Source organism: Streptomyces sp. NPDC028331 (genome assembly GCF_055565775.1).
In genome coordinates, this window is the sequence record NZ_JBVHTR010000001.1 from 395441 (window position 1) to 419390 (window position 23950).

The window sequence follows — 23950 nt, forward strand, 5'->3', positions numbered from 1 at the left end:
CCGAAAACGCTCTCTTCGAAACGCCTCGACTGCTCACCGTGGTGTGACTGTGACACTCCCGGTCCGTCGCACGCAGTAAGGGGAGATGCGGGCTCCGTGGAGATGAGGCGCCCCCACGAGGCGTTTCGAGGAGGCTTGATGAGCCTGGTGGACCTGATCGCGCAGGCCGACGAGCGGGCACTCGCGGCGAGTGGACTGGCTTGTTTGGATCGCTGCGTCCCGCTCCTCGGAGGCGACGACGAGGCCCTGCGGCCGCTCTGGGCGAGCCTCGTCGAGGGCCACGACTGGGACCGGCGGCTCGCCAAGGCCCGGGCCGAACTGGCCGCCGAGCAGGGCCCCGGGACGGATGCCGAGTGCACCTTCGAGGCGGAGGCCGCGCAACTCGCCCGGCGCATGCTCGAGGCGGTCCCCGCCGAACCGTCCCCCGACGCCCTGCGCCGGTGGGCCGACGCCTGTTCGGTGGCCGCACTCCAGATCCACCGGCTGCTGGACTCCGCCGCCGACGACTCCCCCGTCGCGGCTCGCCGCGAGGGCCGCACCGACGGCATGCCGCCGCTCGTCGCCGCCGAACTGCGGCGCCAGATCACCGTCCTGGAGCTGGTCACCGGCCACGGCGCGGGCGGACTGCGCCGGGCCCTCGACGTGTCGACCGAGGGGCGCCGGGTGCTGCGGGCCGTGGTGTCCCGACGCGCACGGGGCCGATCGTAGGGACGCCGATCGCAGGGGCGCCGGCCGGGCAAACCCGTTTCGCTGCAAGGATCCTGTGACCGTCCTGTGGTGCGGTGGGGCGGTCCTGCACCGGTGTCGGGAACCCCCTCCGTAGGGCGTGACGCAACGGCCGCGAAGCGCGCTTTCCCGGGTGTGAACGCAACTGAGGTGACCAGGCCCCACGCCGCCGCCAAGCCCGTGCGCTGGGCCGCCGACGTCGTCGCGTCCATGCGCGAGGGCGCCCGGCTGCGGCTCGACTACTCGGCGCAGAGCCTGTGGCGCGTGGACCGGACGATCGAGGAGATACGCCGTCAGGGCGCGCCCTACGCCGCCGTGGAGAGCGCGCTGCGCGGGTTCGGGGCGTACGCGGGCGAGGTCGTGGTGCGGCTGACCGGCGGCGAATGGTGGACGAGCGGCGGCGACCACTGGGTGCGCACGCCCGACGGCCGCCTGTGGGACCCCATCGACGAGGCCCGCCGCTGCTACCACGGGGACGGCTCGCTGCGGCTGCTGTGCCGGGACGCGGCGAGTGACGCCGGGGCGGACGGCACGAGGTGAAGGCCGTACGGCGACACGGCCGCCGCATCCGGATGTCATACCCATCAAAGTGACGATCCGGTCACGGCGACTGACGGCCAGTGACATTTCGGTGGGCGCCGACGCTGATGACCGTGGGGCGTCGGCACGACCCGTGTGCCGTACGCGTGGGGATGCGAGACCACTCGCCACGAACGAGGACAGCGTTGGGCCAGGGAGGGGAACCCCGTCGCGCCAAGGCGTACGACGGGGAGCTGAGCACGGCCGTCGCACGCGCGCAGCAGGGGGACGAGGCCGCCTTCGCGGTGGCGTACCGCATCGTCCAACCGGGTCTGCTCGGCTACCTGCGCGGTCTCGTCGGCGACGACGCGGAGGACGTGGCTTCCGACGCCTGGCTGGAGATCGCCCGCGACCTCGCGCGGTTCCGGGGCGACGGCGCCGGCTTCCGGGGCTGGAGCGCCACCATTGCCCGGCACCGCGCGCTCGACCATCTGCGCCGTCAGCGGGTCCGCCCCCGTTCCACGGCCCTCGAAGGCGACGCGCTCGAACTCCCCGGCCGTCACGACACCCACGACCAGGCCCTGGAGTCCCTGTCCACCGAGCGCGCCCTCGGCCTCATCTCCCGGCTGCCCCGCGACCAGGCGGAGGCGGTGCTGCTGCGCGTGGTCGTCGGCCTGGACGCGCCCGCCGCGGCCCGGGTCCTCGGCAAGCGGCCCGGCGCGGTCCGCACCGCCGCCCACCGCGGCCTGAAGCGCCTCGCGCGCGAACTCGCCGACCCGGGTGTGACGGAAGACGGCACCGGGACGCTGGGGGAGTCGGAATGAGCACCACCAGATCGCCGGGCAGGGACGGACACGGGCATGGGTGAACGACGCGAGGGTGCCGGGCACGCGGGCCGCCCGCCGGTGCGCCCCTGCCCCGAGACGGTGACGGCCGACGCGCTGCGCGCCGCCGTACGGCCCCGGCGGCTCGACCCGGAGGCCGAGGCGCGGGCACTCGCCGCCTTCCGGGACGCCCGGAAGGAACGGCGGGGCGCACGCCCGCCGCGCACCCGGCGCCGCGACGACTGGCGTTCGAGCGCCCGGCGCGGGGTGGGGCGTTCGCTGCGCACGCTGCTCGCGGTGCTGCTGGGCGGCGCGGCCCTGGGCGGAGTCGCCGTCGCGGCCATCGGCCAGTCACCGCACGACACCGCGCCGCGACGACCCGCACGGACGGAGGCGCCGAGTTCGCCGGGGCCGCGCGACCACACGGGCGGAACCGGAGGGGCGAGCGGAACCACCGGGCCGAGCGGCACCGGCACGGCATCGCCGATGCCCGGCGAGGGGGCGGGTGGGAAAGCCCCGAAGACGACGGGCAAGGGTGCGGACAAGCCGGACAAGGCCGCCAAGGCGTCCGGCAAGGCCGCCAAGAAGTCCGGCAAAGGCGCGGGCAAGTCGGCCGAGGATGCGGGCAAGTCGGGCACGGCCGCCAAGAAGTCCGGCAAAGGCGCGGGCGAGGCGGCCGAGGACGCGGGCAAGTCGGGCAAGGCGGCCAAGCGGACCGGCAAGGCGCAGCCGGCGGCCGGGAAGGACGCGAAGGCCGGGAAGGCGACGGGCGAGAAGCCGAAGGCCGGTGAGAAGGTGTCGAAGGGGGCCGGCCGGTCCGGTGGCGAGTCCGCCGGCAAGGCCGCCCGCGGACCGGCGAAAGCCGCTGCCGGCGAGCCCGCGAAGCCGGCGCCCGACGCGAAGAAGCGGTCGTAGTGGCGGGGAAGGCGGCGGCGTGGCAACGGCCGGGGCCGCCACCCCCCACAGGAGAGGCCCCGGCCGTCGCGCGCTACGGGCCGCGCGGCGGCCCGTCACTCTCTACAGCGCCGTGGATGCGTTTTCTGTCACACCTCACCGCGTCACGGGTTGGTTGCACGTTGTACGGGCGTGGACGAGGAGCGGTTTCAGGCCGTAACGTGCCTTTCGCGCCGACCAGGACGATCAGCAATCACAGGTGATGCCACCGCCGCAGACCACGAGCGGCCTGAAGACCACAGGCAGGACGAGGAATCACGACGGCGAGAGCCCGGCCCGCACGAGCGGCGCCGGACCAGGCGCGCAGAGGGGCAGTTCGGGTGCTGGGGGACGACGCGGAGCTGACGGCCGCGGTGCTTGCGGCACAGGGCGGGGACGAGACCGCTTTCCGAACCGTGTACCGCGCGGTGCATCCGCGGCTGCTCGGCTATGTGCGCACCCTGGTCGGCGACCCGGACGCGGAGGACGTCACCTCCGAGGCGTGGCTGCAGATAGCCCGTGACATCGACCGGTTCAGCGGCGACGCCGACCGGTTCCGCGGCTGGGCGGCCCGCATCGCCCGCAACCGCGCCCTGGACCACATACGGATGCGCGGCCGCCGCCCCGCGATCGGCGGCGACGAGACGGAACTGACGGGTAAGCCCGCCGAGTCGGACACGGCCGGCGAGGCCATCGAGGCCCTGGCCACCGACCGGACCCTCTCCCTCATCGCCCAGCTCCCGCAGGACCAGGCGGAGGCCGTGGTGCTGCGGGTGGTGGTGGGTCTCGACGCCAAGAGCGCCGCGGAGACTCTCGGCAAGCGCCCGGGGGCCGTCCGCACGGCCGCGCACCGCGGTCTCAAGCGGCTCGCGGAGCTGCTCGGTGTGAACCCGGACACGGATCCGGAATCGTCCGGCGCGCTCGGCGCCATGCCTCCCCAGCGAGGCGCACACAGACGTGCGGTGTCGTCCGCCGGTGTGACGCATACGCGTTCGCGGACGCAGAAGGACATGTGATGGCCGACGAGCAGGACAGGTGGCTGGACAGGGACGCGGCGGAGCGTCTGCTGCGCGGAGAGCCCCCGGCCGCCGTCGACGCCGACGCGCGCGCCCGCGCCGAACGGCTCGCCGAAGCCCTCGCCGCTCTCGCCGCCACACCCCCTGCGACCAGCGAGGAACTCCCGGGCGAGCAGGCCGCGGTGGCCGCGTTCCGGGCCGCCCGTGCGGCCCGGCAGGAGGGCGGGGCGGCGCTCCGCCCGCAGCGCGCGGCCCAGGCCCTCGACTTCGCCCGGGCGGGGAGGACCTCCGTCGCCGACGCGGGACTCGTCCGCCTCGGCGGTCCCGGCGAGGGCGGGCGGCGTGCCCGCCGGTGGCGCACGGTGCGCTTCGGACTGGCCGCCACGGTGGCCGCCGGGATGATCGGCGGGGTCGCGGTCGCGGCCGGAACCGGAGTGCTGCGGACACCGTTCCAGGAGGATCCGGCTCCCGCCGCCTCCGTGTCGCCTGCCCTGACGTCCCCTCAGCCGTCGGTCACTCCGACACCCGGCGCGACAGGGACCGGAGGTCTTTCGTCCGCGCGGCCGGGCGGCACCTCCGGTGCGCCCGCGCAGGGCGGCTCCGCGCGCGACGAGGCGCGCGACGGCTCCACCGCGACCGGTGGGCCCGGCGACGCCGGGGACCGCGCCGCGGGCCGGACCGGTGACCGGTGGACCGAGATGCGCTCCTCCTGCCGTGACATGGCCGGCGGCAAGGTCCTCGACACCGACCGGCTGCGCGACCTGGCGGACGCGGCGGGCGGCAGCAGCCGGGTGAAGGCGTACTGCAAAGGCGTCCTCGGCGGCGACGACGGTTCCGGACAGGCCGGGAGCGGCAGGGGCCACGACGGGAACGCCAACGGCGGCGGGAACGGTGACGGGCACGGGAACAGCGGCGGCGAGGGCGGCGACGGCGGCGACGGCGAAGGCCACATAGCGCCGGTCGCCACGTCGCCGGGCGCGCCCCACGGCCTGGTGGGCACCCTGCCCACGCGGTCGGCGTCCCCGTCCCCGGCGTACAGCGCGCTGGCCACGTCCAGGAACCGGTGAGCCACCCTCATCAACGCGCTGACCTGCGGAGACGCTTCTCCTGAAAAATTCTCCGCGGAAGGTGTGACACTTTCGGCCGCCGGGGCGCAGTACAGAGTGAGCCGACTGGTCATCGGCCGTCGCACGGAGCCGGGGTTCCCCCCGTACCCGCGGCTCGTGCATCGGCGCGGGCGGGACACGTTCCCCCGGTCCCGCCCGCGCCCCATTTCCCCACCCCGCGCGTCTACCAGTAGACGACGACCCTGTCCCCGACCCGGACCTGCGCGAACAGCGCCGCGATGGCCGTCTCGTCCCGTACGTTCACACACCCGTGCGAACCCCCCGCGTAGCCGCGCGCCGCGAAGTCGTACGAGTAGTGCACCGCCTGGCCACCGCTGAAGAACATCGCGTACGGCATGGGCGAGTGATAGAGCGTGGACACGTGGTCGCGTGACTTCCAGTAGACCTGGAACACACCCTCGCGGGTGGGGGTGTACTCCGTGCCGAACCGGACCGCCATCGTCGAGAGCGTCCGGCCGTCCACCATCCAGCGCAACGTGCGGCTCGTCTTGCTGATGCACAGCACCCGGCCCGTCATGCAGCGGGCGTCCGGGGCCGCGGCCGGCTGCCCGCCCATCAGGTACAGCTCCCACGTGCCGGGCTTGCGCGTCATGGTCAGCAGTCGCTGCCAGGTGGTGGAGTCGACTTCACCCGTTCGGGGCAACCCGCGCTTGCCCTGGAACCCCCTGACGGCGTTCTCGGTCAGGTCGTCGTACGTGCCCGTCGGGCCGTCGAACAGCCAGTCGACCTGACGCAGTCGTGCCTGCAGCTCCCGCACCCCGGCGCCCGAGTCGCCGCGCCGCCACAGCGCGGCGGGGGAGACCTTCGGGACGGGCGCGGAGGCGCTCGGCGCGCCGCCGCCGGACGCGGTGCGCCCGGCGCCGGAGGGGGTGCGGGGGATCTCGATGTGCACCGGTGAGCGCTGCTTGCCGTCCCCGCCGTGCACGTCCCCCGGCTGTGCCGTGCAGCCGGCCGCCGCGAGGCACACCGCTGCCCCGGCGACGGTGACGAGCGACTTCCACTTGCCCCTGGTACGCATACCGACTCCCCGCCGTGTCACCGGACGCCGCTGTCCGGTCGTGTCTCGTCAGATGTTCCCCGCGCGTGACCGCCGGCGAACAACGGGGCATGGTTGTGAGCAAGGTCCCAGCGTGCGGCGATTCCACCGCGCGCACGGCCGCCGCTACAGTCCGTCGCGAGGGTCGTCTGTACTGACCGGTAACCAAGCCGGGTCACCAAGCCGAATCACGAAGCAACGAAGCAACGCGGAGGCACACACCATGGCGCGCGAGTCGGAGTCCGGACTGCCCATCGAGCCGGTGTACGGGCCGGACGACCTTCAGGGATGGGATCCGGCCGAGAAGCTGGGAGAGCCGGGGGCGTACCCCTTCACGCGCGGTGTGTACCCGACGATGTACACCGGCCGTCCCTGGACGATGCGCCAGTACGCCGGCTTCGGTACGGCGACGGAGTCCAACGCGCGGTACAAGCAACTGATCGCCAACGGCACCATGGGTCTGTCGGTCGCCTTCGACCTGCCCACCCAGATGGGCCACGACTCCGACGCGCCGATCGCGCACGGCGAGGTCGGCAAGGTGGGCGTCGCGATCGACTCGGTCGACGACATGCGGGTGCTGTTCGGCGGCATCCCGCTGGACAAGGTCTCCACGTCGATGACGATCAACGCCCCGGCGGCCCTGCTCCTGCTGCTGTACCAGCTCGTGGCGGAGGAGCAGGGAGTCGGCGCCGACAAGCTCACGGGCACGATCCAGAACGACGTCCTCAAGGAGTACATCGCGCGCGGGACGTACATCTTCCCGCCCAAGCCGTCCCTGCGGCTGATCGCGGACATCTTCAAGTACTGCAAGGCCGAGATCCCGAAGTGGAACACGATCTCGATCTCCGGCTACCACATGGCGGAGGCGGGCGCGTCGCCCGCGCAGGAGATCGCGTTCACGCTGGCGGACGGCATCGAGTACGTGCGCACGGCCGTCGCGGCCGGCATGGACGTGGACGACTTCGCGCCGCGCCTGTCGTTCTTCTTCGTGGCCCGGACGACGATCCTGGAGGAGGTCGCCAAGTTCCGCGCGGCCCGCCGGATCTGGGCCCGCGTGATGAAGGAGGAGTTCGGCGCGAAGAACCCCAAGTCGATGATGCTGCGCTTCCACACCCAGACGGCGGGCGTGCAGCTGACGGCCCAGCAGCCCGAGGTGAACCTCGTCCGGGTCGCGGTCCAGGGCCTGGCGGCGGTGCTCGGCGGAACCCAGTCGCTGCACACCAACTCCTTCGACGAGGCGATCGCCCTGCCGACCGACAAGTCCGCCCGCCTGGCGCTGCGCACGCAGCAGGTGCTCGCGTACGAGACGGACGTGACGGCGACGGTGGACCCCTTCGCGGGTTCCTACGTCGTCGAGAGGATGACGGACGAGGTCGAGGCCGCGACCGTGGAGCTGATGGCGAAGGTCGAGGACCTGGGCGGCGCCGTGGCGGCGATCGAGCGCGGCTTCCAGAAGAGCGAGATCGAGCGCAACGCCTACCGCATCGCCCAGGAGACCGACTCCGGCGAGCGGGTGGTGGTCGGCGTCAACCGCTTCCAGCTCGACGAGGAGGAGCCGTACGAGCCGCTGCGCGTCGACCCCGCGATCGAGGCCCAGCAGGCCGAACGCCTGGCCAAGCTCCGCGCGGAACGCGACCAGCCGGCGGTGGACGCGGCGTTGAAGGAGCTGAAGAAGGCGGCCGAGGGCACGGACAACGTCCTGTACCCGATGAAGGAGGCCCTGAAGGCCCGCGCCACGGTCGGCGAGGTGTGCAACGCGCTGCGGGAGGTCTGGGGGACGTACGTGCCGTCGGACGCCTTCTGACCCGGGTGATCCGTCCGTTCGGGTGATCGGGGGCGCAACCCGCACGCTCCCTGGCGACGACTCGTGCGGCGTCACGGCCACGGCACCCTCCGGGACCTCCTGGAAGTCCCCGTAGAGGACGGACAGGTCAGGGCCCCGCGAAAACCGGAAGAGGAGTGTCGTACTGCCGTGCGACACTCCTCGTCATGTTCGGCGTCATCGATCTGCCCACCTACCTGGCGGGGCTCGTCCTCATCGTCCTGCTCCCCGGTCCCAACTCCCTGTACGTGCTGTCCGTCGCCGCCCGGCGCGGGGTGCGGGCCGGGTACACCGCCGCCGCGGGCGTGTGGTGCGGGGACACCGTGCTGATGACGCTGTCGGCCGCCGGAGTGGCCTCGCTGCTGCAGGCGAACGCCGTGCTGTTCGCGATCGTGAAGTACGCCGGGGCCGGGTATCTGACCTGGCTGGCGGTCGGGATGCTGCGGGCCGCGTGGGGGATGTGGCGGACGCGCCGGGAGAGGGCCGCCGAGGACGCGCCGATGGCCGCCCCGGTGACCGCCGAGGAGCGGCCCTACCGTCGCGCCCTGGTGATCAGCCTTTTCAACCCGAAGGCGATCCTGTTCTTCGTCGCCTTCTTCGTGCAGTTCGTCGACCCGGAGTACGCCTACCCGGCGCTGTCCTTCGTCGTCCTCGGCGCCTTCGCCCAGCTCGCCAGCTTCCTCTACCTCAGCGCCCTGATCTTCAGCGGCACGCGCCTCGCGGCGGCCTTCCGGCGGCGCAAGCGGCTGTCGGCCGGGGCCACCTCGGCCGTGGGGCTGCTGTTCCTGGGGTTCGCGGTGAAGCTGTCGCTGGCGAGCGCGTAGCCCGTCACCCGTCGTGCGGCCCGTCACCCGTCAGTTCGTGCGGTCCGCCCAGCCCTCGGGCAGGTCGCCCGGCGCCACCGACACCACGTCCTCGTCGTCCTCGCCGACGTACTCGAAGAGCGTGATGCGCGCGAACTCCGGCACGACGTAGATCGGGTACGTCGGGCCCTTGTCCCGGTACGTGCGCATCTCGTCCAGATGGTCGTTCTGGAAGCAAACGGTCCGCTCGCCGTGGGTGCGGATCCAGTCCGGGAAGAAGATCACGCCGTGCAGCACGCGCTCGGCCGGGATCACGTTGACGACGACCGAGGTGCCGGTCGGCTCGGTCCAGGACACCTTGTAGACGCCCTCGGTCAGCCGGACCAGATCCACCGTCTGGTCCTTGACCCAGCGGCCGCCGACATGACCGCTGTGGATGCGGTAGTCGATGGTCGTGGCGTTCTTGACGTACATCTCGTACTGCCAGCCGTTGGCGTAGGTGTAGATGAAGCGGTGCCCGACGATGCCGGAGAGGTCCTGCGCGGGGGCGAGGCTGCGGACCGTGGTCTCGGGGGCCGTGCTCATGGTGGTGCTCCTTGCCTTGCTCGGAACGGCGGTCGGTCCGGCCGCCGATTCAATTTTGCCACAAAACAATTTTGAGACAAAAGAATCTTGCCGGCGGAGTCGGCAGAATGGGGCCATGGACAGCAGCAACGGCCGTGACCCCGACGAGGTCGCCCACGAACTCGGGCGGCTGCTCGGCCCCTTGCGGCGCGCGGTGTTCCGGGCGACCCGCAGCGTCGAGGGGCTTCCCGACCTCCCCGAGGCGCAGATCGAGCTGTTGCGCGTCCTGGCCGCCGAAGGCGCGCTCGCGCCCCGCGAGGCGGCGGCCCGGCTGCGGATCGCCCCCTCCACGGTGAGCAACCTCGTCAAGGCGATGGCCGCCGCGAACCTGGTCGAACGGGCCCCCGACCCCGACGACGCCCGGGCCGTCGTCCTGACGCCGTCGCCGCGCGCCCTCGACCTGCTCGCCCGCTACGACCGCGCCAGCACCTCGGCACTGTCCCGAGCGGTCGGCGACCTGCCCCCCGCCGACCGCGAGACCCTGGCGGCGGCGCTCCCGGTGCTGGGCGGCCTGGTCCCCGCCCTGGAGACCGGGATCGCCGGCCCGGCGGCCCGCACCGGGCGCGGCACACCCTGACCCGACCGTCGTCCCCCCGGCCCGGTCGTCGTCCCCCCGGTGTCAGCGCGCCGCAGAGCGGCTGCGGGCCTTGCGGATCGCGCGGGTGATCACCGGCGGGAGCAGGTCCGCGGCGAGCCTGCGGCTGCGCGGGACCGCGGGACGCTTCGGCGGGGCGGCGGGCCGGGAAGGCTGGGTGGGGATCGCGTCCACGGGCTGCTCGGGGACGTCCGCGTACCGGGACGGCGGGAACGGAGGTGCCTGCATGCCCTTGGACTTGAGGCGGACGATGCGGTGGCCGGCGGCCTGCTGGACGCTCAGGTGGCAGTCCTCGCGCCCCTGCGCCATCGCCAGCAGCTCCTCCTGGACGGGCTCGGGATCGCCCCAGGTCCCGTACAGCTTCTGGGTGCTCAGGCAGATCGGGCGCAGGCCCCTGTTGAGCACCGCCTCCCAGGCGGCCACCGAGACACCGGGTGTGTGCTCCGAGCGGAAGTCGTCCAGGACGACGACTCCGCCGGGCAGCAGCAGATCGTGGGCCGCGCCTATGTCGCCGTGGACGTGCTCGTACAGGTGCGAGCCGTCGATGTGGACGAACCGGCAGGAGCGCGGCGCGACGTGTTCGGGCACCACCGAGCTGGGGCCCTGCAGGATCCTGGGCAGCGCATCGTGGAAGGACAGGTAGTTCTTCTCGAAGGCCTGCCGGGTCAGGGCGCTGTACGACTTCGTCGACTCCGCCCTGTTGGCGTCGTCCGGTGCGTCACCCCCGAAGAGGTCGCACACGGTGAACTCCTCGCCGTTCCGGAGGTGGTGGCCGAGGAAGATCGCACTCTTGCCCATGTACACCCCGACCTCGAGCAGGTCTCCGCGCATCCCGGCGGATTCCTGCCGGTCGAGGAACCAGCGGAAGAGCATCTGGTCGAGAACGGGGAACCAGCCGGGGACGTCGTCGAGCCGGCGGGGCGGCGGGGCCGTTTCTGCTGTGGCGACCATGAGGACGGGGCACTCCCTTGTGCGGACGGAAACGGTGCGCGGAACTGCCCAGCATCTGCCCGGAACCGGTCGCCCAAACGGGCCGAGAAGTGAACAGCAGGCCAATTCCTGCCGGACCGCCGTTGCCGGCCCCCGAGGCCGGAGGCGATGGCGCCGCCCCGAACCCGGCGGCACGCCCGAGCGGCCCGGTGGCGCCTTCCAGCCCGCCCGGTGTCGCGTCCTGGCGGCCCAGGGGTGCCGTCGAGCGGCCGAGCGGTGCCGCCGAGCGGCCCGGTGCCGCCTTCCAACTCGCCCGGTGCCGCGTCCTGGCGGCCCAGGGGTGCCGTCGAGCGGCCGAGCGGTGCCGCCGAGCGGCCCGGTGGCACGCCCGAGCGGCCCGATGGCACGCCCGAGCGGCCGGCCCGGTGGCGCCCTGGAGTGGCCCGATGACGCCCGGAAAAGCGGCCTGTCCCCGCCCGGAAGCCTCCTGTCCCCGCCCGGAAGCGCCCCGTCCCCGCCCGGAGGGCCGGGCGGGGACGGTGGGTGTCGTGCCGCGGGGGCTCAGCCCCGGGTGCCGCGTCTGAGGGCGCGGGCGCGGCGGGCCACCCGGCGGACGGTGGCGTTGCGCGGGATGAACGCCAACTGGACGGGGATCCCGCCCGGCAGCGCCAGCGAGGTCAGGCGCCGGCGCTTGAAGTACCGCCAGGTGTGCGGGCTCAGGTGCTTCATGAGGTAGCGCTCGGCGTCCGCCCGCAGGTCCGGGTAGATCTTCGGCTGCATCGCGAAGCCCACGGCCCGTACGAGCGCGTCGAGGTCCTCGACCTCCATGCCCCGGCGCTGGTCCTCGACCGCCTTGCGGGCCGTCAGTTCGGGCAGCAGCGCGTCGACGATCGTGACCGGGACGCGGTTGCTGTTCTCGTACGGGGTCAGCCGCTCCAGCAGGGTCTCCGTGCCGAGACGGGCCACCGGCAGGCCGTAGAGCGCGGACGCGGTGAGCAGCGCGGTGGAGAAGCAGCCGACGACCAGCGCCGGACGCATGCGCTGGTACAGCACCTCCGCGAGGACCGGGGTGTCGAGCACCGTCAGGTCGGCGCCCAGCTTCTCGGCCTCCTTCTCCAGCGCGCGCGACCAGCGGGCCGGCGCCGAGGGGTGCGGCTTGAACACCACCCGGGTGTGCCCGAGTTCGACGGCGCCCTTCAGCATCCGCACGTGGAGGTTCTCCTCCTCCACGGCGGTGAGTATGTCGAGCGCCGAGAGGTACTGGCCGAGCAGCAGCGCGGGGGCCTCGACGGCGGGCAGCGCGTCGCCGGTGTCCTCCAGCTCCGCCAGCACCTTGGAGAACGCGTCCGTCGGCACGATCTCCGGCCCGACGCCGAACTCGGTCAGCAGCAGCGGCTTCAGGCCCGGCACCAGGTCCAGGTGCAGGAGCCGGTCCACGCGGGTGCCGACCAGCGGGTCGATCTTGTTGCGGGTGGGGCCGTAGCTCATCAGGCCGTCGGCGTAGACGGTGACGGGCGCGCCGGTGAAGATCTGGCAGACGCCGAGCGCCGGGTTCACCTGGATGGACTCGACGGCCAGTTCGATGTCGTCGTCGCCGAGGTTCCACAGCAGCCGCAGGTGCCGCTCCCACAGCGGGACGTCGTCCAGGCGCGGGGCCCAGCCGCCCGGGTGGAAGGGGTGGATCGTCTCGTTCCAGGAGATGACCTCGTCGAAGCGGCCGCGCAGGCGCTCGAAGCCGGGCATCTCGTCCAGGGCGGGTGTGGTCTCGGGCGTCGCCGCGTTGTTGGACACGAGCAGGATCCGCCGGTCGGCGGGCGCGAAGCACTCGCTGTCCAGTGCCGCGGCCAGGGTCGCCGTGCCGTACAGCGTCGACGCCAGGAAGATCTGCGTCGTCACGCGGCCACCCCCGCGGGGGCGGGACGGCGGCGCAGTCGGCGCAGACGCGAGGCCCGCTCGATGTCCATGGAGTCCAGGGCGTCGTCGAGCACGTCCTGCGGCATGCGCCGCAGCGCGACAGCACTCATCGACTTCAGTTTCCGTGCCACCGCCGGCTCGAACCTTTCGATGGATCCCAGATGGTGGGAAATGATGGCGCAATAGGTGCGCACGGCCTTGGGGAGCAGTTTGTCCGCGTCCCGGTCCCTGGCGGTCTCCGCCACGACCTGGTCGAACGCGCGAATGAAGTCCAGTTGCCGCACATCCCCGATCTGGGTGAGGGAGGAGGCGACACCCCGCCGGTAGTAGACGCCCATGAGGCTCACCGCGGCGAAGGACTCCGCCTCACGGTGCAGTTTCCAGATCCAGGGCCGGTCCTCGGCGGTGCGCAGGCCGTCGGTGAAGTGCAGCAGACCGCGGTCGACGAGGCGGCGGTGGTAGACGCCCGCCCAGGCGTAGGCGTAGTCGACGGAGGTGGAGCGGTCGGCGGGCAGGATCGCGTCGCGCGGGTTCATCACCACACCGCGCCGGCCGTGCGGCACCCGGTGGATGGCCCGCGCCCGCGCGGTGCACTGGACGTGGTCGGTGCGCACGAAGTCGCAGCCCAACTCCTCGATGGCGGCGACCAGTTGCGGGTAATAACCGGGGGCGAGCCAGTCGTCCCCGTCGAGGAACGTGAGGTACTCGCCGCGCGCGGTGTCGATCCCGGTGTTGCGCGCGGTCGCCAGCCCTCCGTTCTTCTCGTGCCGGACATACACCGCGCCTGGCAGCTCGCGCTCCGCGCGCGCGAGAATGTCCGGGGTCTCGTCGCGCGAGCAGTCGTCGACGAGAATGAATTCGAAGTCCTCGCGCGCGTTCGCACGCAGGCTCTTCAGGGTGTCGGGCGCGTATTGCTGCACGTTGTAGAACGGCACGATGACGGAGAGCTTGACCACGCCTGTGACGTTAGGCGGCGGCCCGGCATTAGTCTTGACCGGCGGCTTGATGACGAGTGAACGACGCGTGGCGGAACAGTGAACCCGACGGTTTCCGGGCTGTTTCTGGGCCCGATTCCCCGTTCGGCGATGCGCTGTTAACCCTTTGTTGTATTCCGCTTCGGCTGCGCCTCGAAATCGGTTCCTACCGTCTTCGATGTGCCAGCCAGTACCGCGAAGCGCCTGCGGGTCGCCGTCCTAGCAGATTCCGACACCCGGTGGAAATGGGGTGCGCTCACCGCTGCCCGCATTTCGCCGACGGAATTCACGGAGGCCACCGAATCGACGGAAACATCCGATAAAACAGTCGATTCGGGCATCCGGCTGGACGGCTTCCTCCTGCGGGGCCGTGCCACCCCCACCGCCCGCCAGCTCACGGAGGTCGGCGTCCGCGCGGACTCCCTCCGCGAGGTCACCGCCGTGGAGTTCCTGCGCGAGATGACGAAGGAGGCGTACGACGTCCTCGTCCTCGCCCTCGTCGGCGGCGGCGTCCAGGCGATGCTGCACGGGCTCGCCCACGCCTGGCAGGGGCGCGCGAAGCGGCCCGTGGTGGTCACCGGCTACGTCGGTGTCGTCTACGAGAAGCTCGCCGACGGCCTGCTGCTGCGGCACGGCGCGGACCTGGTCCTCGCCAACTCCCGTCAGGACGCCGAGCGTTTCCGTGCCGTGTACGAGGGGGTCGGCGCCGACGCCTCGTCGGTGACCGAGGTCGCGCTGCCCTTCCTCGGCGGCGCCCCGTACGAGAAGAAGGACCCCTACACGGTCGTCTTCGCCGCGCAGCCCTCCGTCCCCGAGACCCGCAAGGACCGCACGTACCTGCTGGACCGCCTCGTCCAGCACGCGCGCAGGCACCCCGAGCGGGAGGTGCTGCTCAAGCTGCGCTCCAAGCCGGGCGAGCACACCACGCACATCGAGGAGCTGCCCTACCAGAAGCTGGCCCAGCGGCAGGATCTGCCGGCCAACTTCCGTCTGGTCTACGGGAACATGGGCGAGGTCCTCGACCACACCGACCTGCTGGTCACCGTCAGCTCGACGGCCGCCCTCGAGTCCCTGCACCGCCGTATCCCCACCGTCGTCCTCACCGACCTCGGGATCCGGGAAGCGCTCGGCAACCACCACTTCGTGGGCTCCGGCTGCCTCGCCTCCTGGGACCAGCTCGACGCCGGGCACGAGCCGGCGCCCGACACCGAGTGGGTGGCCCGGCAGGGCGTCGCGGCCGAGGGAGGGGCCTACGCCACCGCCTTCGACGAGGCCCGCAAGCGCATCGGCGAGCTGCTCGCCACCGGCGAACTCCCGCCGCTCAAGCCCTACTACACCCCCGTCACCGCGCCCGGCTACCTGCCCGGCGTCCTCGCCCGCCACCACCTCGCCCCCGACGGCAGCCCGCTGCCGGGCGCGCCCGCCGCCGACAAGGCGCCCGGCCCCGTACGGCAGATCGTCCGCCGCGCGGCGCGCGGCGCGTACCGGCACGGGGTGCAGCGGGTCGCGCCCGTCATCCGGCGGATGGGTGAGCTGTGACCTCTCTCCAAGGAGTAGTGCCCATGTCCCACCCGGAAGCGGGCCGAGGCGCGTCGGTGCGCCGGGTGCTCGCGGTCATCCCCGCGCGCGGCGGCTCCAAGGGCGTCCCCGCGAAGAACCTCGCCCCCGTCGGCGGTGTGCCGCTGGTGGCGCGCGCGGTGCGCGAGTGCCTCGCGACCCGCCTGGTGACCGACGTCGTGGTGTCCACCGACGACCAGGCCATCGCCGCCACCGCGCGCGAGGCCGGCGCCGAGGTCGTGCTGCGGCCGGCCGCCATCGCCGGCGACACGGCGACCTCGGAGGCCGCCGTCCTGCACGCCATGGAGGCCCACGAGGCCCTGCACGGCGCACCCGTCGACGTGGTGCTGCTCGTGCAGTGCACCAGCCCCTTCATCGTCCGCGAGGACATCGACGGGGTGGCCGGCGCGGTCGTCGAGAACGGGGCCGACACGGCGGTGACCGTGGCACCGTTCCACGGGTTCATCTGGCGGGACGCCCAGGACACGGCGGACGAGGTCGCCGCGGGCACCGCCGCCGGGGCCGACGCGGCCGCCGGCGGCGGCTACGGCGTCAACCACGACAAGTCCTTCCGCCCGCGCCGCCAGGACCGGCCCCAGGACCTGCTGGAGACCGGTGCCGCCTACGCCATGGACGCGGCCGGCTTCCGCGAACACCGGCACCGCTTCTTCGGCCGCACCGAACTCGTGCGCACCGACCCCGCGCGCGTGCTGGAGATCGACGACCCGCACGACCTGGCCCGCGCCCGCGCCCTCGCGCCGCTGTTCGACGCGGGCCGGCCGGGCGCCCTTCCGACCCGCGAGGACATCGACGCGGTCGTACTCGACTTCGACGGCACCCAGACCGACGACAGGGTGCTGATCGACTCCGACGGACGCGAGTTCGTCTCCGTGCACCGCGGGGACGGACTCGGCATCGCCGCCCTGCGCCGCAGCGGCCTGACGATGCTCATCCTGTCCACGGAGCAGAACCCGGTCGTCGCCGCACGGGCCCGGAAGCTCAAGCTCCCGGTCCTGCACGGCATCGACCGGAAGGACCTCGCACTGAAGCAGTGGTGCGAGGAGCAGGGCATCGCGCCGGAGCGCGTGCTCTACGTCGGCAACGACGTCAACGACCTCCCGTGCTTCGCCCTCGTCGGCTGGCCCGTGGCGGTCGCGAGCGCCCACGACGTCGTGCGCGGCGCCGCACGCGCGGTCACCACCGTCCCCGGCGGCGACGGCGCGATCCGAGAGATCGCCAGCTGGATCCTCGGCCCCTCTCTCGACTCCCTCAACAGCTAAGGAATCCCCTGCCATGAGCACCAACTCCCGTCTGCGCACGTTCGGTTCCCGCGAGGTCGGCCCGGGCAGGCCCGTCTACATCTGCGGCGAGATCGGCATCAACCACAACGGTGACCTGGAGAACGCCTTCAAGCTGATCGACGTGGCCGCCGAGGCCGGCTGCGACGCCGTCAAGTTCCAGAAGCGCACCCCGGAGATCTGCACCCCGCGCGACCAGTGGGACATCGAGCGCGACACCCCCTGGGGCCGGATGACCTACATCGACTACCGCCACCGTGTGGAGTTCGGCGAGGACGAGTACCACCGGATCGACGAGTACTGCAAGGAGAAGGGCATCGACTGGTTCGCGTCCCCGTGGGACACCGAGGCGGTCGCCTTCCTGGAGAAGTTCGACGTCCCGGCGCACAAGGTGGCCTCCGCCTCGCTGACCGACGACGAACTGCTGCGCGCCCTGCGGGCCACGGGCCGCACGATCATCCTGTCCACCGGCATGTCGACCCCCAAGCAGATCCGCCACGCGGTCGAGGTCCTGGGCAGCGACAACATCCTGATGTGCCACGCCACCTCCACCTACCCGGCGAAGGCCGAGGAGCTGAACCTCCGCGTGATCAACACGCTGGAGAAGGAGTACCCGAACGTCCCGATCGGCTACTCCGGCCACGAGACCGGCCTGCAGACCACGCTGGCCGCGGTCGCCCTCGGCGCCACCTTCGTCGAGCGCCACATCACCCTGGACCGCGCCATGTGGGGCTCGGACCAGGCCGCCTCCGTCGAGCCGCAGGGCCTGCAGCGTCTGGTGCGCGACATCCGCACCATCGAGGCGGCGCTGGGCGACGGCGTGAAGAAGGTCTACGACTCCGAGCTGGGCCCGATGAAGAAGCTGCGCCGCGTCGCCGGCGTCGTCGCCGAGGCGGAGATCGCCGCGGCCGCCGGCGAGCCGGTGACGGTCTGAGCGCCTAACGGGACGGTCGTACGCCGATGAGCCCCCGCGCCGGATCCGCCGGCCACTCCACGCTCGCCTTCGTCGAGAGCCCGGTGCAGCTCCTGAACGTGCTGGAGTGGGCCCACGCGCACGCCCTGTGCGCCACGGGGGGCGCGGGGCCTCGGCGTGCGGCGGCGATCCCCGCCCAGGCGCGCCGGCGGCCGCGGGGGGTTCCCGCGCCGGGGCGTACGGCGGCGCAGGGCGCGGGGGCGCACGGGGTGGCGGCGGACGGCTCGGGCGCGGCGCACGACGGGGGGCCGACCGCTGCGGCGGACGGTACGGCGGCGCAGGGCGCGGGCGCGGCGGTCGGTGCGGGGGCGCAGGGCCCGGACGCCGACGGCGGTACGGCTCGGCAGGACACGGCGGACGCCGACGGCGGTACGGCTCCGCAGGACACGGCGGACGCCACGGACCTGGAGGGGCTCACCCTCGTGGTGCTGTCCCCCACCGACCCGATGACCCGGGGCCAGCTGCGCCGCATGGCGGAACTGGCCCGTGACGAGGGGTACGACGTCCGCTGGGAGGAGGCGCGGGGCGGCCCCCTGGCCCCCTTCCAGACGATCGGCGGCCTCACCCCGCTGCTGCGCCGGGCCCGCCGGGTGGTGATGGGGGACCCGTTCTCCCGTTACGTCCAGCTCCTGCTGACCATCACCCGGGCCCGGGAGCTGGTCGTCGTGGACGACGGCACCGCGACCATGGAGTTCGTGGCCCAACTGGCGCGCGGCGAACGCCTGGTGCGCTGGCACCGCAAGGGAGGCCGCCCGGGCGCCCGGGACCTGCTGTTCGCCCCGGTGTCGTCCTCCGCGCGCCGCAGGCTGACACCGGGCACCCGGCGCACGGTGGAGGTCTTCTCCTCCATGCCGATCGACGAGGCCCCGGCCGGGGTCACGGTCACGTCGAACGACTTCGCCTGGACCCGCGCCCGCTTCGGCCCGCCCCGCCTGACCAGGGGCGCGGACCTGGTGGGCACCTCCCTCGTCGAGACGGGCGTGGTGGACGGCGAGCGCTATCTGCGGGCGGTGCGGTCGCTCGCCGCGGCGCACGGGGCGACCCGCTACTTCGCCCACCGCCGCGAGAGCAGCGAGAAACTCCACAGACTGGCGGCCGAGACGGGCCTGGAGGTGGTCCGCCCGGACCTGCCCCTGGAACTGATCGCCCGCCGCGGCCCCATCGGCCGTACGGTCCTCAGCTTCCCCTCCACGGTCGTCCACACCCTGCCGCTGGCCCTGGCCGGCACGGAGGTCCGCGTCGCGGTGTGCGACATCGACCCGGCCTGGCTCACGGACCACGCATCGCCCCGGGCGCAGGGCTTCCTGTCGGGGGTGACGGGGACGGCGCGGGACGTGGACCGGCTGTCGTCGGTCGCGGAAGGCCCCGGCGCGGCAGACGAACAGGACGTCGAGGCGGGACGGGACGTCGCGGCGGGCCAGAGGCGCCGAACACGGCCCCACCCCGGGCGATGACCTCCCCCCGCCGGCACCCCGCACCGCGGACGGTGCAGGGCCGGCAATGACCCGATCAGGCTCGCGGTGCCGCGGCACCTCGGTCCTCGGCCTGCTCGCGGTCTCGGTCCTCGGCCTTCCCGCGGTCTCCGTCCTCGGCCCTCCCGCGGTCTCAGTCGTCGGCCTGCTTGCGGGCCAGGACGTAGGCGCGTCGCGGCGACCCGTCCGGGTCCGGTTCCAGCAGCGTGCGCGCCTGGACGGGCAGACCGGCCTTGGTGAGGTGGGCCGTGACCGTGTCCGGGCTGTGCCAGTAGTGGTCGAGGGCCGTCTCGGGGCCGAGGCGCTCCACGACGTGCCGGTGCTCCTCGTCGCACGCCGGGAACGCCAGGAGCGCGTGGCCGCCGGGGGTCAGGACGCGGTGGAACTCGGTGAACACCGTCGGCAGGTGCTCCTCCGGCACGTGGACGATCGAGGACAGCGCCGCGATGCCGCCCAACGTCCGGGGCGGCAGGTCGAGCGCCGTCATCGTACCGACGTGGAAGCGCAGGTCGGGGTGGGTGCGGCGGGCGAGGGCCACCATGCCGGGGGAGACGTCCACGCCGAAGACCGGGACGTCGAGGGCGTGCAGGCGGGCCGTGACGTGCCCGGGGCCGCAGCCCAGGTCGGCCACGGGGGCGGGACCGTGCGCCCTGACCAGCTCCGCGAAGGCGGTGACCAGCGCGCGGTCCAGCGGGCGGGCCGCCAGGCCGTCGGGGAAACGGTCGGCACGGTCGCGGGCCAGCGCGTCGTACGACGTCCGGGTGGTCCGTATGAAGTCCGGCTCCTCGGCGTTCACGCGGGCGACCCTACCCGCGCGGGCGAACGCGGCAGGGGCGGCTTCCGAAGCGTTCACCGCTTCGCCATGTGAGGTCGGGCACGGGTTGGGGAGTCGTAGGAGAGGTGACGCTTCCGCGACGGGAAGGCGGCGTGACGTGGTATCCGTGGTGTACGGGAATGGTTCGGGTGCTCCGATCGTTCACGTGGCGGGACGCCCGTACACGGGAGCGGTCCCGTTCAGGGATCACCGGGCGCCCCCTCACGGCGCCGGGACGCCTCCGCGGTCACCCCCGCGGTCCGGCTCCCGCCCCCGAAGTGATCCCGTCGCCCGGAAAGCCGGGCGAGTTTACCCATCCTCACCGCCGACCATGCGGCGTGCGGCCAGTTTTTCTTCCCCTGACGGGCTGAAGTTTTGTTGATCGTGGGGAGACCGGCCGCCCGCTCGCCCTACCCTTCAAAGGGTGAACCACGTGATGTCCCCAGAGTCCGAGGCCGATCATCCCGGGGAAGCAGTGCTTCCCGGCGTGCTGTCCGAGGCGCTGCGCGCCGAACTCGTCGCCTTCCGCCGCGACCTGCACATGCACCCGGAACTCGGCCACCAGGAGTTCCGTACGACCGCCGCGATCAAGGCCCGCCTGGAGCAGGCGGGTCTCACGCCGCGTGTCCTCGACACCGGGACCGGACTCGTGTGCGACATCGGCGCACCGGACGACGGGCGTCCCATGCTCGCGCTGCGCGCCGACATCGACGCGCTGCCCATCCCCGACACCAAGACCGACTGCGCCTACCGCTCGACCGTGCCGGACCGCGCCCACGCCTGCGGCCACGACGTGCACACCACGGTCGTCCTCGGCGCCGGACTGGTCCTCGCCGAGCTGCACCGCGAAGGGCGGCTGCCGCGGCCGGTGCGGCTGGTCTTCCAGGCCGCCGAGGAGGTCCTGCCCGGCGGGGCGGCCGACGCCATCGAGGCCGGTGTCCTGGAGGGGGTCGGGCGGATCCTCGCCGTGCACTGCGACCCGAAGGTCGACGCCGGGCGCATCGGGCTGCGGCACGGCCCCATCACCTCCGCCTGCGACCGGCTGGAGGTCGCGCTCGACGGCCCGGGCGGTCACACCGCGCGACCCCACCTCACCACGGACCTCGTACTGGCCGCCGCCCGTGTCGCCGCCGAGGTGCCGGGGATGGTCGCGCGCCGCGTCGACGCCCGCAGCGGTCTCTCGGTCACCTGGGGGCGCATCGAGTCCGGGCACGCCTGCAACGTGATCCCCCAGCACGCCGAGATCTCCGGGACCGTACGCTGCCTGGACCTCGACGCCTGGCGGCAGGCGCCGGACCTGGTGCACGCGGCGGTCGACGAGATCGCCAACCAGTACAAGGCCAAGCCCGAGATCAACTACGTGCGCGGGGTGCCGCCGGTCGTCAACGAGGCCGGTGCCACCGAACTCCTGCGCGACGCGATGACCGCGCGGCGCGGTGCCCACTCCGTGGAGGACACCGAGCAGAGCCTCGGCGGCGAGGACTTCTCCTGGTACCTGGAGCAGGTCCCCGGCGCCATGGCCCGCCTCGGCGTCCGCCGCCCGGGGGACCTCGTGGTCCGGGACCTCCACCAGGGTGACTTCGACGCGGACGAGGACGCCATCACGGTGGGCGTCGAACTGTTCACGGCAGCGGCTCTGCTGGACGCGCAGGAGCGGTAGCGAGCGCCGGGCGGCCGAAGCCCGGTGGCGGAGCCCGGTGACCGGCGGCGGGAGCCCTGCTGCCGGGGACGGGGCGAGCCCGGCGCCGAGCCCGGCGGCCGATGTGCTGGGGTCCGGTGTCCGGTCCGGCGGCCGATGTCCGGGGGTCTGGTGGCCGGTCGGGCGGTCGGCGTCCCGGGGTCCGGTGTCCGGTCGGGCGGCCAACGTGCCGGAGCCCGGTGTCCGGCCCGGCGGCCGCTGTCCCAGGGCCCCGTGTCCGAGTCCCGCGGCCGGGGCCCGGCGGGCCTGGTAGCCCGGTTGGTCACGTGGCCAAGCCCGGCGGGGGAGTCCGGTGGCCGGCCTCGGTCGCCGGACGCACCGTCGGCGGTGCGGAGCGGTGTCCCGTTCCGTACCCCTCCGTCCCCTTCCGTCACTCGCCCGTAACGGCCGTCGCGCAGCCGTAACCCGGCGGCGGCACGAATCGATAACGGCCGCGAGAAACCCCGTTCCCCTCCCCTTCTACGCGCGTTACTGTGCGCCGAACTCGCTGCGGTGGCGGCGCGTCGGGCAAGCGGACCGGTGACGGTGCCGTGGGGATGAAGGGGTGCTTGCTGTGCGTCTGATCTCTCGGGTCTCTCGGAGAACGAGGTTCTCCCAAGCTGCGGTGACCGTCGCGGTCATCGCCCTCGCGGCCGCCGGCTGCGGCAAGTCCAGCACGGAGGCGAACAGCGACTCCGGCAAGAGTTCCCCCTCCGGCTACACCGGCAAGGGGATCGGCCTGGCCTACGACATCGGCGGCAAGGGCGACCAGTCCTTCAACGACGCCGCCTACGCCGGCTTCCAGAAGGCCGAGAAGGACTTCAAGCTCGGCGGCCGGGACATCGAGCCGCAGGACGGCGAGTCCAGCGCGGACAAGGTGCAGCGCCTGGAGCAGCTCGCCAAGGCCGGCTACAACCCGATCATCGGCGTCGGCTTCGTCTACGCGCCCGCCGTCAAGGAGGTCGCGGCCAAGTACCCGAAGATCACCTTCGGCATCATCGACGACGACACGGTCAAGGCGAGCAACGTCGCCGACCTGGTCTTCCACGAGGAGCAGTCCTCGTACCTCGCGGGCGTCGCGGCGGCGAAGGCCACCAAGAAGAACCACATCGGCTTCATCGGCGGCGTGGACATCCCGCTCATCCACAAGTTCGAGGCGGGCTTCGACCAGGGCGCCAAGTCGGTCAAGCCGAACATCAAGATCGAGTCGCAGTACCTGACCCAGACGGCCCAGGAGGGCGGCTTCTCCAGCCCCGACAAGGGCAAGGACGCGGCGAACGGCCAGATCGAGGCGGGCGCCGACGTGATCTACCACGCGGCGGGACTGTCCGGTCAGGGCGTGATCCAGGCCGCCGCCGAGCACAAGGTGTGGGCGATCGGCGTGGACTCCGACCAGTACCAGCAGAGCGCGCTGGCCAAGTACAAGGACTGGATCCTCGGCTCGGCCCTGAAGAACGTCGGCGGCGCGGTCTACGACCTGACCAAGTCGGTGGTCGGCGGCAGCCCCCTGACCGGCGAGGTCCGCGGCGACCTGAAGTCGGGCGGCGTCGGCTTCGCGGACTCCAACCCGAAGTACCAGGCGATGAAGGACGTCGTGGCGGCCGTGAACAAGGCCAAGCAGGACATCATCGACGGCAAGGTCACCGTCAAGACGCAGTAGCACCGCCGGACGGCGGACGACGGGGCGCCCCCGGCCGGGAGTACGGGCCGGGGGCGCCCCGTCGTATGAGATGTGCGGTGGGCCCGGGGTCGAGGCCCTGCTACACTTGATCTTGAGCTGGTCGCCGGAACTCCCGGCGCCCGGGCGTGCGTTGGTGGTCCAAGGAAAGACGCCCCGCTTCCTGCGGGGAGATGCAGGTGCAAGGCCTGCCCGGCGCTCCGAGACGAAACCCATCCCGTGCGCGGGATGGGTTTCGCGCGTTGTACGCCGCCGACGGCACGCCGTACGGCCACCGCGGGGATGCCGGGGCGACCGGGCGCCGAGATCCGCATCCGGCCGAGGGGTGCGACGGAACCGGGCACGGCGGACGGTGAGGCGCGGGCATGGAAGACGTGCCCCGGGCAACCCGGGGGCGATGACCAAGGGCCGCGGGCAGGGCGCAGTGCCGGCGGGCGGCGGCCGTCCGCGCGGCCTCCGCACCGGCTCCGAGTGGAGGCGTCGGGTGCCCCGCACACCTCAGACACCCCTCATGCAAACCGGTCACCATTCACACCTTTGCCCACGGATGGCCCACAGCCCCCTCAAAGCCCTCAGGCACCGCTCTCCCTCGCCTCCCGCAAGTGCCCCGACGCTCTCCGTAATCCGTCGGAGAGAC

21 protein-coding genes are annotated in these 23950 nt (G+C 72.8%); 15 read left to right on the forward strand and 6 right to left on the reverse strand.

Annotated features, from left to right (window positions below):
- Positions 1 to 138: 138 nt before the first annotated feature.
- From ACZ4SW_RS01905 to ACZ4SW_RS01930, 6 genes are all read left to right on the forward strand, one after another.
- Positions 139 to 708 carry a hypothetical protein gene (locus ACZ4SW_RS01905; RefSeq protein WP_468236542.1) on the forward strand — a complete coding sequence of 190 codons (570 nt, stop codon included), beginning with the start codon at positions 139 to 141 and terminating at the stop codon, positions 706 to 708.
- Positions 709 to 936: 228 nt separating this feature from the next.
- Positions 937 to 1266, forward strand: coding sequence for a hypothetical protein (locus ACZ4SW_RS01910; protein ID WP_468236702.1), 330 nt, complete (start codon positions 937 to 939; stop codon positions 1264 to 1266).
- A gap of 185 nt (positions 1267 to 1451) precedes the next feature.
- Complete coding sequence (locus tag ACZ4SW_RS01915; RefSeq protein WP_468236545.1) at positions 1452 to 2069, forward strand: RNA polymerase sigma factor; 618 nt, start codon at positions 1452 to 1454, stop codon at positions 2067 to 2069.
- Between the two features lie 36 nt (positions 2070 to 2105).
- A complete protein-coding gene (locus tag ACZ4SW_RS01920; RefSeq protein ID WP_468236548.1) occupies positions 2106 to 2984 on the forward strand; it encodes a hypothetical protein in 879 nt (292 codons plus the stop codon).
- A gap of 359 nt (positions 2985 to 3343) precedes the next feature.
- Positions 3344 to 4018 carry an RNA polymerase sigma factor gene (locus ACZ4SW_RS01925; protein WP_468236550.1) on the forward strand — a complete coding sequence of 225 codons (675 nt, stop codon included), beginning with the start codon at positions 3344 to 3346 and terminating at the stop codon, positions 4016 to 4018.
- Positions 4018 to 5085: a hypothetical protein gene (locus ACZ4SW_RS01930; RefSeq protein WP_468236553.1), complete on the forward strand. Its 1068-nt coding sequence runs from the start codon at positions 4018 to 4020 to the stop codon at positions 5083 to 5085. Before ACZ4SW_RS01925 ends, ACZ4SW_RS01930 begins: the two co-directional genes overlap by 1 nt.
- A gap of 223 nt (positions 5086 to 5308) precedes the next feature.
- Here ACZ4SW_RS01930 and ACZ4SW_RS01935 read toward each other — a convergent pair whose 3' ends face one another.
- Complete coding sequence (locus tag ACZ4SW_RS01935) at positions 5309 to 6163, reverse strand: L,D-transpeptidase family protein (protein WP_468236555.1); 855 nt, start codon at positions 6161 to 6163, stop codon at positions 5309 to 5311.
- A 241-nt stretch (positions 6164 to 6404) separates the two neighbouring features.
- Between ACZ4SW_RS01935 and ACZ4SW_RS01940 the strand changes: the two genes are divergently transcribed.
- Both ACZ4SW_RS01940 and leuE read left to right on the forward strand, forming a co-directional pair.
- The gene (locus tag ACZ4SW_RS01940) at positions 6405 to 7985 is read left to right on the forward strand and encodes an acyl-CoA mutase large subunit family protein (RefSeq protein WP_468236558.1); all 1581 of its coding nucleotides are present in this window, start codon (positions 6405 to 6407) and stop codon (positions 7983 to 7985) included.
- Positions 7986 to 8170: 185 nt separating this feature from the next.
- Positions 8171 to 8827 (forward strand): leucine efflux protein LeuE, encoded by a 657-nt coding sequence (leuE, locus tag ACZ4SW_RS01945; RefSeq protein WP_468236560.1) that lies wholly within the window; start codon positions 8171 to 8173, stop codon positions 8825 to 8827.
- Positions 8828 to 8857: 30 nt separating this feature from the next.
- Here the strand turns inward: leuE and ACZ4SW_RS01950 are convergent, their stop codons facing one another.
- Complete coding sequence (locus ACZ4SW_RS01950; RefSeq protein ID WP_468236563.1) at positions 8858 to 9391, reverse strand: phenolic acid decarboxylase; 534 nt, start codon at positions 9389 to 9391, stop codon at positions 8858 to 8860.
- 115 nt (positions 9392 to 9506) lie between these two features.
- On the opposite strand from ACZ4SW_RS01950, the gene ACZ4SW_RS01955 reads away from it, so the two are divergent.
- Positions 9507 to 10007, forward strand: coding sequence for a MarR family winged helix-turn-helix transcriptional regulator (locus ACZ4SW_RS01955; RefSeq protein WP_468236565.1), 501 nt, complete (start codon positions 9507 to 9509; stop codon positions 10005 to 10007).
- 42 nt (positions 10008 to 10049) lie between these two features.
- Here the strand turns inward: ACZ4SW_RS01955 and ACZ4SW_RS01960 are convergent, their stop codons facing one another.
- The 3 genes from ACZ4SW_RS01960 to ACZ4SW_RS01970 form a co-directional block, all read right to left on the reverse strand.
- Positions 10050 to 10976, reverse strand: a complete 927-nt coding sequence (locus ACZ4SW_RS01960) for a class I SAM-dependent methyltransferase (protein ID WP_468236568.1) — start codon at positions 10974 to 10976, stop codon at positions 10050 to 10052.
- 540 nt (positions 10977 to 11516) lie between these two features.
- Positions 11517 to 12851, reverse strand: a complete 1335-nt coding sequence (locus ACZ4SW_RS01965) for an alpha-2,8-polysialyltransferase family protein (protein ID WP_468236569.1) — start codon at positions 12849 to 12851, stop codon at positions 11517 to 11519.
- Positions 12848 to 13825 (reverse strand): glycosyltransferase family 2 protein, encoded by a 978-nt coding sequence (locus ACZ4SW_RS01970; RefSeq protein WP_468236572.1) that lies wholly within the window; start codon positions 13823 to 13825, stop codon positions 12848 to 12850. Before ACZ4SW_RS01970 ends, ACZ4SW_RS01965 begins: the two co-directional genes overlap by 4 nt.
- 198 nt (positions 13826 to 14023) lie before the next feature.
- Between ACZ4SW_RS01970 and ACZ4SW_RS01975 the strand changes: the two genes are divergently transcribed.
- The 4 genes from ACZ4SW_RS01975 to ACZ4SW_RS01990 are packed head-to-tail and all read left to right on the forward strand — an operon-like array spanning position 14024 to position 19125.
- Positions 14024 to 15382, forward strand: coding sequence for a DUF6716 putative glycosyltransferase (locus ACZ4SW_RS01975; protein WP_468236574.1), 1359 nt, complete (start codon positions 14024 to 14026; stop codon positions 15380 to 15382).
- Between the two features lie 23 nt (positions 15383 to 15405).
- Positions 15406 to 16680 (forward strand): cytidylyltransferase domain-containing protein, encoded by a 1275-nt coding sequence (locus tag ACZ4SW_RS01980; protein WP_468236576.1) that lies wholly within the window; start codon positions 15406 to 15408, stop codon positions 16678 to 16680.
- 13 nt (positions 16681 to 16693) lie between these two features.
- Complete coding sequence (locus ACZ4SW_RS01985) at positions 16694 to 17632, forward strand: N-acetylneuraminate synthase family protein (protein ID WP_468236578.1); 939 nt, start codon at positions 16694 to 16696, stop codon at positions 17630 to 17632.
- A gap of 26 nt (positions 17633 to 17658) precedes the next feature.
- Positions 17659 to 19125, forward strand: coding sequence for a hypothetical protein (locus ACZ4SW_RS01990; protein ID WP_468236581.1), 1467 nt, complete (start codon positions 17659 to 17661; stop codon positions 19123 to 19125).
- A 151-nt stretch (positions 19126 to 19276) separates the two neighbouring features.
- Here the strand turns inward: ACZ4SW_RS01990 and ACZ4SW_RS01995 are convergent, their stop codons facing one another.
- Positions 19277 to 19939 carry a class I SAM-dependent DNA methyltransferase gene (locus tag ACZ4SW_RS01995; RefSeq protein ID WP_468236583.1) on the reverse strand — a complete coding sequence of 221 codons (663 nt, stop codon included), beginning with the start codon at positions 19937 to 19939 and terminating at the stop codon, positions 19277 to 19279.
- 454 nt (positions 19940 to 20393) lie between these two features.
- On the opposite strand from ACZ4SW_RS01995, the gene ACZ4SW_RS02000 reads away from it, so the two are divergent.
- Both ACZ4SW_RS02000 and ACZ4SW_RS02005 read left to right on the forward strand, forming a co-directional pair.
- Positions 20394 to 21617, forward strand: coding sequence for an amidohydrolase (locus ACZ4SW_RS02000; RefSeq protein WP_468236585.1), 1224 nt, complete (start codon positions 20394 to 20396; stop codon positions 21615 to 21617).
- Positions 21618 to 22260: 643 nt separating this feature from the next.
- Positions 22261 to 23295 carry a BMP family lipoprotein gene (locus tag ACZ4SW_RS02005; protein ID WP_468236587.1) on the forward strand — a complete coding sequence of 345 codons (1035 nt, stop codon included), beginning with the start codon at positions 22261 to 22263 and terminating at the stop codon, positions 23293 to 23295.
- The last annotated feature ends 655 nt before the right edge of the window (positions 23296 to 23950 follow it).

Bases quoted from the DNA above. Each gene is read 5' to 3' on its own strand.
- ACZ4SW_RS01905 (WP_468236542.1), top strand. From the start codon at position 139: ATGAGCCTGGTGGACCTGATCGCGCAGGCCGACGAGCGGGCACTCGCG.
- ACZ4SW_RS01910 (WP_468236702.1), top strand. From the start codon at position 937: ATGCGCGAGGGCGCCCGGCTGCGGCTCGACTACTCGGCGCAGAGCCTG.
- ACZ4SW_RS01920 (WP_468236548.1), top strand. From the start codon at position 2,106: ATGGGTGAACGACGCGAGGGTGCCGGGCACGCGGGCCGCCCGCCGGTG.
- ACZ4SW_RS01930 (WP_468236553.1), top strand. From the start codon at position 4,018: ATGGCCGACGAGCAGGACAGGTGGCTGGACAGGGACGCGGCGGAGCGT.
- ACZ4SW_RS01935 (WP_468236555.1), bottom strand. From the start codon at position 6,163: ATGCGTACCAGGGGCAAGTGGAAGTCGCTCGTCACCGTCGCCGGGGCA.
- ACZ4SW_RS01940 (WP_468236558.1), top strand. From the start codon at position 6,405: ATGGCGCGCGAGTCGGAGTCCGGACTGCCCATCGAGCCGGTGTACGGG.
- leuE (WP_468236560.1), top strand. From the start codon at position 8,171: ATGTTCGGCGTCATCGATCTGCCCACCTACCTGGCGGGGCTCGTCCTC.
- ACZ4SW_RS01950 (WP_468236563.1), bottom strand. From the start codon at position 9,391: ATGAGCACGGCCCCCGAGACCACGGTCCGCAGCCTCGCCCCCGCGCAG.
- ACZ4SW_RS01955 (WP_468236565.1), top strand. From the start codon at position 9,507: ATGGACAGCAGCAACGGCCGTGACCCCGACGAGGTCGCCCACGAACTC.
- ACZ4SW_RS01960 (WP_468236568.1), bottom strand. From the start codon at position 10,976: ATGGTCGCCACAGCAGAAACGGCCCCGCCGCCCCGCCGGCTCGACGAC.
- ACZ4SW_RS01980 (WP_468236576.1), top strand. From the start codon at position 15,406: ATGTCCCACCCGGAAGCGGGCCGAGGCGCGTCGGTGCGCCGGGTGCTC.
- ACZ4SW_RS01985 (WP_468236578.1), top strand. From the start codon at position 16,694: ATGAGCACCAACTCCCGTCTGCGCACGTTCGGTTCCCGCGAGGTCGGC.
- ACZ4SW_RS01990 (WP_468236581.1), top strand. From the start codon at position 17,659: ATGAGCCCCCGCGCCGGATCCGCCGGCCACTCCACGCTCGCCTTCGTC.
- ACZ4SW_RS02000 (WP_468236585.1), top strand. From the start codon at position 20,394: ATGTCCCCAGAGTCCGAGGCCGATCATCCCGGGGAAGCAGTGCTTCCC.